The organism is Tepidibacillus sp. HK-1, from assembly GCF_001748485.2.
In the GTDB taxonomy this organism is placed as follows: Bacteria; Bacillota; Bacilli; order Tepidibacillales; family Tepidibacillaceae; genus Tepidibacillus_B; species Tepidibacillus_B infernus.
In genome coordinates, this window is sequence record NZ_BDGM02000015.1 from 66,312 (window position 1) to 72,895 (window position 6,584).

At 36.1% G+C, this 6,584-nt stretch carries 7 protein-coding genes and 1 riboswitch; of the genes, 6 read left to right on the forward strand and 1 reads right to left on the reverse strand.

Annotated elements, in window-relative coordinates; all coding sequences use genetic code 11:
* The first annotated feature begins 75 nt into the window (after positions 1-75).
* The 4 genes from ytaF to BEN26_RS09175 all read left to right on the forward strand — a co-directional run bounded on the left by ytaF (position 76) and on the right by BEN26_RS09175 (position 3,262).
* Positions 76-723, forward strand: coding sequence for a sporulation membrane protein YtaF (ytaF, locus tag BEN26_RS09160; protein ID WP_308789537.1), 648 nt, complete (start codon positions 76-78; stop codon positions 721-723).
* 12 nt (positions 724-735) lie between these two features.
* The gene (gene coaE, locus BEN26_RS09165) at positions 736-1,332 is read left to right on the forward strand and encodes a dephospho-CoA kinase (RefSeq protein ID WP_069797731.1); all 597 of its coding nucleotides are present in this window, start codon (positions 736-738) and stop codon (positions 1,330-1,332) included.
* A complete protein-coding gene (locus BEN26_RS09170) occupies positions 1,299-1,916 on the forward strand; it encodes a lytic transglycosylase domain-containing protein (protein WP_255421881.1) in 618 nt (205 codons plus the stop codon). Before coaE ends, BEN26_RS09170 begins: the two co-directional genes overlap by 34 nt.
* Positions 1,917-2,224: 308 nt before the next feature.
* The gene (locus BEN26_RS09175; RefSeq protein ID WP_069797730.1) at positions 2,225-3,262 is read left to right on the forward strand and encodes a glyceraldehyde-3-phosphate dehydrogenase; all 1,038 of its coding nucleotides are present in this window, start codon (positions 2,225-2,227) and stop codon (positions 3,260-3,262) included.
* A gap of 101 nt (positions 3,263-3,363) precedes the next feature.
* Here the strand turns inward: BEN26_RS09175 and BEN26_RS09180 are convergent, their stop codons facing one another.
* The gene (locus tag BEN26_RS09180) at positions 3,364-3,594 is read right to left on the reverse strand and encodes an alpha/beta-type small acid-soluble spore protein (protein WP_068722670.1); all 231 of its coding nucleotides are present in this window, start codon (positions 3,592-3,594) and stop codon (positions 3,364-3,366) included.
* Between the two features lie 297 nt (positions 3,595-3,891).
* Here BEN26_RS09180 and speD point away from each other — a divergent pair, with 297 nt between their 5' ends.
* Together speD and BEN26_RS09190 are read left to right on the forward strand one after the other, a co-directional pair.
* Positions 3,892-4,281, forward strand: coding sequence for an adenosylmethionine decarboxylase (speD, locus tag BEN26_RS09185; protein WP_069797727.1), 390 nt, complete (start codon positions 3,892-3,894; stop codon positions 4,279-4,281).
* A 108-nt stretch (positions 4,282-4,389) separates the two neighbouring features.
* Positions 4,390-4,566: riboswitch (Lysine riboswitch) on the forward strand.
* Between the two features lie 131 nt (positions 4,567-4,697).
* Positions 4,698-6,404, forward strand: a complete 1,707-nt coding sequence (locus BEN26_RS09190) for a Na+/H+ antiporter NhaC family protein (protein WP_084818711.1) — start codon at positions 4,698-4,700, stop codon at positions 6,402-6,404.
* The last annotated feature ends 180 nt before the right edge of the window (positions 6,405-6,584 follow it).

Sequence of the window (6,584 nt, forward strand, 5' to 3'; positions counted from 1 at the left end):
TTTGCGCCCACTCCATAAGATATTAAGGTAAGTTTTCGATGTAGAGCTTTTGGAGAGGGGAGAGCAATCGTGCATATGATTTCTCTAATCATTTTAAGTTTAGCTGTAAGTCTAGATAGTTTTGGTGTAGGTGTGACTTATGGTGTAAGAAAAGTACGTATTCCTATATATTCTATTTTGATTATTGCATTGCTTTCAGCTTCTATGATTCTTTTATCTATGCAATTAGGGGTATGGATTAGCTATGTATTGTCACCATATATGGCTAAATGGATTGGTTCTATCATATTGATATGTATAGGAGTTTGGGCTATCTTCCAAGTGTCTCGACATAGCCATGAGGATGTTGAGTGCCCTACTCCTGTAAATGAATATCAAGAAAAAAAGATGATTTCGATCGAAATTAAAAAATTAGGCCTTGTCATTCAAATTTTAAAGATGCCAATGAAAGCAGATATCGACCGTTCAGGGGTTATTTCGACAATGGAGGCAGCTTTTTTAGGAATAGCTTTATCCTTAGATGCATTTGGTGCAGGATTAGGAGCAGCTTTAATTGGTTTCGAACCATTAAAGACAGCTACGATGATTGCAGGAATGAGTGGGCTTTTTATATTAGTAGGGATGAAGGTAGGATTATTGTTTTCTGATGTAGAATGGTTAAAAAGATTTACAATTCTACCTGGACTTATTTTGATCATGATGGGGATTATTAAAATCTTTTAATGGAGTGATTTGATGCTTATTGGGTTAACGGGAGGCATTGGTAGTGGGAAAAGTACAGTATCCAATTTATTTGCAAAGTACGGAATACCTGTAATTGATGTAGACCAGATTGCAAGGGAAATTGTAAAACCTGGTGAAGAAGCATGGCAGATGATTATTGATCATTTTGGCTCGGAAATCTTATTACCAGATCAAACGATTGACCGAAAAAAATTAGGGAAGATTATTTTTAATGATTCTCAAAAACGGGAAATACTTAATGAGATCACACATCCCATTATCTTTGCTTCTCTCGTTAAACGAGCAAAAGAGTTACAAACAAAATACGATCACGTCATCGTGGACATTCCATTATTATTTGAATCAAAAAGAGAGCGACTGTTTGATTTGATTGTTGTTGTTTATGTTGACCCAAAAATTCAGTTAAGTCGGCTCATGGAACGAGATCGGATCACCAAAGAAGAAGCATTATCAAAAATAAGAGCGCAACTGGACTTGAATTTGAAAAAAGAAATGGCAGATATCGTTATTGACAATAGTTTGGGCATATCCAACACAGAATTGCAGGTTGTTGAATGTATAAAAAAATGGTATGGAAAGTTGGATTAAAAAGAAGGATGGCAAATAAACCATTTACCAAAAAAACGGCTCTTATTTTTTTTCTTTTATTTTTAGTTTTTTTAAGTTTAAATTCAAAATGGCTTTGGCAACTCATGTATCCAATCAAATATAATGATATCATCTACAAATATTCTCGCCAATTTGACATTGATCCCTACTTAATTTTGTCTATCATACAAGTTGAAACTCGATTTGATGAAAAAAAAATTTCTAAAAAAGGTGCAGTTGGATTGATGCAAATCATGCCTGAAACAGCAAAATGGATTATTGAAAAAGGCAATTTTCCACCACAATCACTTGAGTATTTATCAAGGCCTGAGGTGAATATCGCATTGGGAAGTTGGTATTTAGCAAATATCAATCAACAATTTCAAGGCAACGAAATTTATACGATGGCTGCATATAATGCTGGGCCTGGTAATGTAAAAAAGTGGATTGAAGATGGGATATGGGATGGGAATGCTGAAACCATTGATCAAATACCATTCGGAGAAACAAGGCATTACATACAAAGGGTTCTCCATTTTTATGAACGCTACCAATGGATTTATTCGTTTGAATTTGATACATAGTGGCTTATACTTTCTCACCATTTAAAACGAAGGCTCTCTATAGGGCCTTTTTTTAATATTAAAGAAAGTTTAACTTTCTTCCGCTTATCGTTTAAGGTTTGTATATTCCATAAGCAGCGCTTTGGGAGTGTATTTCTTACCTCAATTTTCATTCATAGAAATACACGGACAACGGAGCGCGTTGGAATATACAAACTTATGTAATTTAAGATAAATAATTTTTAGTGCTATTTTTTTTAAATATGTTATACTTATTATAGTAAATAAGATAAATTAGTATGTTATAATGTGAAGGAGAGAGTAGAAATATGCCATTAAGATTAGCGATTAATGGATTTGGTCGTATTGGGCGTATGGTTTTTAGAAGGGCAATGGAAAATCCAGAGATTGAAATTGTTGCAATTAATGCAAGTTACCCTCCTGAAACTTTGGCTCATCTGTTAAAATACGATACAGTACATGGGAAAATAAATGCAAATATAAAGGTGAATGGACAAACGATTCTTGTAAATGATAAAGAAACTATGATTGTATCTGAACGTAATCCTGAATTCTTACCATGGAAAGATCTAAAAATAGATGTGGTTATCGAATCTACCGGAAAATTTAGAGACAAGGAAAGTGCGAGTAAACATTTTTCTGCTGGGGCGAAGAAGGTGATTATCACTGCGCCGGCAAAAGGAGAAGACATTACGATTGTCATGGGAGTTAATCATGATCAATATGATCCTGAGCAACACCATATTGTTTCCAATGCTTCCTGTACTACTAATTGTTTAGCACCTATAGCAAAGGTTTTACATCAACATTTTAAAATTGAATCAGGAATGATGACTACAGTTCATTCCTATACCAATGATCAGCGAGTCCTTGATAATATGCATAAAGATTTAAGAAGAGCTAGAGCAGCGGGGCAATCGATTATTCCAACTTCAACTGGAGCTGCAAAAGCAGTGTCACTTGTTCTTCCCGAATTAAAAGGAAAGTTGAATGGAGTCGCTCTCAGAGTACCCACTCCTGATGTATCAATCGTAGATCTTGTCGTTCAAGTTGAAAAAAAAGTGACAGTTGAAATGGTGAATGAGGTTCTGAAGAAAGCAAGCTTTCAGGAATTAAACGGCATCCTTCAATACTGTGAAGAACCCCTAGTATCCTCTGATTTTATAGGAAACGATCATTCATCGATTGTAGATAGCTTATCGACAATGGTCATTGGAGAAAATCAAATCAAGGTAATGGCTTGGTATGATAATGAATGGGCTTATTCATGTCGGGTAGTTGATTTGGCTAAATATCTTCATGACAAAGAAAAACAAAAACATAAAAATAAAGTTTTAACTGCATAGATTTGAAATGCATAAGATACTATAACAGCACTGAGTTATTATCAGTGCTGTTAACTTTTTTCTGAAGCATATCTCCAAATACTTCAGAGCATCCTATTGAATTATCTAGTTACAGTTTGTCCTGCAAGTTGTTGTTCAGCGATTTGAACTAAACGACGAGTAATGTTACCTCCGATTGCACCGTTATCACGGGAAGCGATGAATCCCATGTAACCGTCTTGAGGAATTTGAACTCCTAATTCATTAGCAATCTCAAATTTTAATTGGTCTAAAGCTTGACCTGCTTGAGGAACTACTAATTGATTGCTACTGCGCTCTTGCCCTGCTGCCATTGTTGTTCACCTCCTTATCGGTTGGTAATCGTATTGTATGTAGAATCAAATGTTTCAATACAGGTAAGTGATTCCAGTGTCAGCAAATGAAAATAAAAATAAAAATTCTCTTGCAAAAAGGGGATAAAACCAGTATACTGAAATTCGTGAAATTCAATTTACTTTTTAAATAACTAAGGAACCAGTATCTACTCAAAGGGTTAGGACCTCATCGGACTAACTTTCCCCCGTGGTAGATGACGTAGGTCCCGCATGCTTGAGAGGGCATGGAATTATTGTAAAAAGGGGGATGACGTTATGGATACTATGGGACGTCATGTAATTGCAGAATTATGGGGTTGTAATGTTGAAAAATTAAATGATTTAAAATTTATTGAAAAAATGATGGTTGATGCAGCACTTGAAGCTGGCGCAGAAATTCGTGAAGTTGCCTTTCATAAGTTTGCACCGATGGGTGTTAGTGGAGTTGTCATTATTTCAGAATCTCATCTAACGATTCACAGTTTTCCTGAGCATTCATATGCAAGTATTGATGTATATACTTGTGGTGATCGAATTGACCCAAATGTTGCAGCAAATTACATTACGAAGCAACTTGAAGCAACAACTCGTGAATCTGTACAAGTTCCACGTGGTGTTGGGCCAGTCGTGATTGAACCAACAAAAATTGAAACGTATAGTAAATAATCTATCCAAAAAGAAGGATCTGATCCTTCTTTTTTTACTGTTGACATAACTGTGTTAACTTAGTAATATATAAAAGTCGAACAAAATTATAATAACCGAATATGAACTGGTAAGTATAGAGGTGCGGTTACTTAAGAGTAAGATTATCTTCAATAGGGCTTTGGGTAATCTGAAAGGAAGAACCGCCGAAGTGTATAACTTTAGCCCAAAGGGTTATATGCTGGTTCTGCATAAAATATATGTAGAACTGTCACAAAATGTATTTTGTGGAGAGCTATCTGCCAACAAGTGTTTTTTTATGAATTACTTATTTGGTCATAATAAACCTTGAGGCAAATATAGCCTCAAGTTTTTTTTTGTTTATCATATGCTTTTGTTCGAACATATTTAGAATAGATAAAGGAGATGCAAAGAGAGTGAGAAACAAAATAACTGTGTTTTTATTTACTTTACTCATCATATTATCTCAACATTTGCCTGCTTTTGCAGAAGAAGTTGATCAAGCCGCCGAACATGCAAAACAGTTTGGTTTTTGGACATTAGTCCCGCCATTGATTGCAATCATATTAGCTTTTATTACAAAAAATGTTGTGTTGTCGCTATTTATCGGCGTCTTTTCAGGAGCATTTTTGTTACAACTTACATCGTATAATGTTTTAGGTGCTTTATTTCAGGGATTGCTTCAGGTTGTACAATATATTTTGACATCTTTAGCAGACCCTTGGAATGCTGGAATTATCCTTCAAGTTTTAGCAATTGGTGGGCTAATCGCCTTAGTTACAAAGATGGGTGGGGCAAGAGCGGTAGCTGAATCGTTAGCAAAAAGAGCAAAAACCCCAAGAAGTTCACAAGTGATTACTTGGCTTTTAGGTATACTGGTCTTTTTTGATGACTATGCGAATTCACTCATTGTTGGACCGATTATGCGTCCTGTTACAGATAAATTACGAGTATCAAGAGAAAAGCTTTCATTTATTATTGATGCCACTGCAGCGCCAATAGCGGGTATTGCATTAGTTTCTACTTGGATTGGCTATGAAGTTGGGTTAATTAAAGATGCATATTCTTCAATTGGGCAAGATGTCAATGCTTATGGTGTCTTTATGGATACAATCCCTTTCCGATTTTATAATATTTTATTATTAGTCTTTGTTGTAGCTACGGCATTATTTATGAGAGAATTTGGTTCGATGTATCAGGCAGAACGTCGAGCAAGAACAACTGGAAAAGTATTAGCGGATACAGCAAAACCAATGGCAACTGACGATAAAGATGTTCAGCCAAAAGAGGGCATCCAATTAAATGTATGGAATGCAATTATTCCCATTGGGCTTTTAATGATTCTATCCTTTGGTGGCTTTTATTATAATGGGTACATGGTGATCATGGGTGGAGAGGATGAGGCTGTAAAACAACTGATTCAATCTAGTCCATTGTCCTTTGCAGCCATTCGTGAGACTTTTGGATCATCTGATGCAAGTGTAGTATTATTCCAGGCTGCTCTTTTTGCAAGTATTGTGGCCATGATCATGGGTATTGGTAAGAAGATCTTTACCGTTTCGGAAGCGATTGAAACATGGATTAACGGAATGAAGTCTCTTTTGATCACTGGGGTTATTTTACTATTAGCGTGGTCCTTAAGTAGTACAATGAAAGAATTAGGTACTGCAAAATATCTTGTTGGTCTATTATCTGATACCCTACCAGCATTTGCTTTACCAGCGATTATCTTTATTTTTGGAGCAATTATTTCATTTGCAACTGGTACTTCTTATGGTACGATGGGTATCTTAATGCCGTTAACTATTCCATTGGCAGCTGCATTATCTTCAGACCCTAATTTTATTATCATGAGCGCAGGAGCAGTATTAACAGGTGCAATTTTTGGCGACCATGTTTCTCCTATCTCAGATACAACGATCCTATCTTCGATGGGAGCAGGTAGTGACCATTTAGACCATGTAAGAACCCAATTAGGTTATGCGATTCCAATAGCTATTTTAACTATTTTCTTAGGTTATTTACCTGTCGGGTTAGGACTATCAGTTTGGTTTACACTTCCGATCGGTATCCTTGGTGTCATCTTGTTAGTTCGCTTTGCAGGAAAACCAGTTGAAAATTAATATAGCCGATAAATTTCCTTACTCCCACTTTTAAAAGTGGGAGTAATCATTTTTAGTGCGCCACGCATGGCGATTAACTAGACGGTGAAAGTCCGTTATGGGGGTATGTAGCAACCAACCATTAGCCTAAGGCAAGGGTGTCCATCGTGAGGTGGAATCTGAAGGAAGCCGGCGGCAAAG

Excerpts from the sequence above, each read along its gene's own strand:
- ytaF (WP_308789537.1), top strand. The coding sequence starts at position 76 with ATGATTTCTCTAATCATTTTAAGTTTAGCTGTAAGTCTAGATAGTTTT.
- BEN26_RS09175 (WP_069797730.1), top strand. The coding sequence starts at position 2,225 with ATGCCATTAAGATTAGCGATTAATGGATTTGGTCGTATTGGGCGTATG.
- speD (WP_069797727.1), top strand. The coding sequence starts at position 3,892 with ATGGATACTATGGGACGTCATGTAATTGCAGAATTATGGGGTTGTAAT.
- coaE (WP_069797731.1), top strand. The coding sequence starts at position 736 with ATGCTTATTGGGTTAACGGGAGGCATTGGTAGTGGGAAAAGTACAGTA.
- BEN26_RS09180 (WP_068722670.1), bottom strand. The coding sequence starts at position 3,594 with ATGGCAGCAGGGCAAGAGCGCAGTAGCAATCAATTAGTAGTTCCTCAA.
- BEN26_RS09170 (WP_255421881.1), top strand. The coding sequence starts at position 1,299 with ATGTATAAAAAAATGGTATGGAAAGTTGGATTAAAAAGAAGGATGGCA.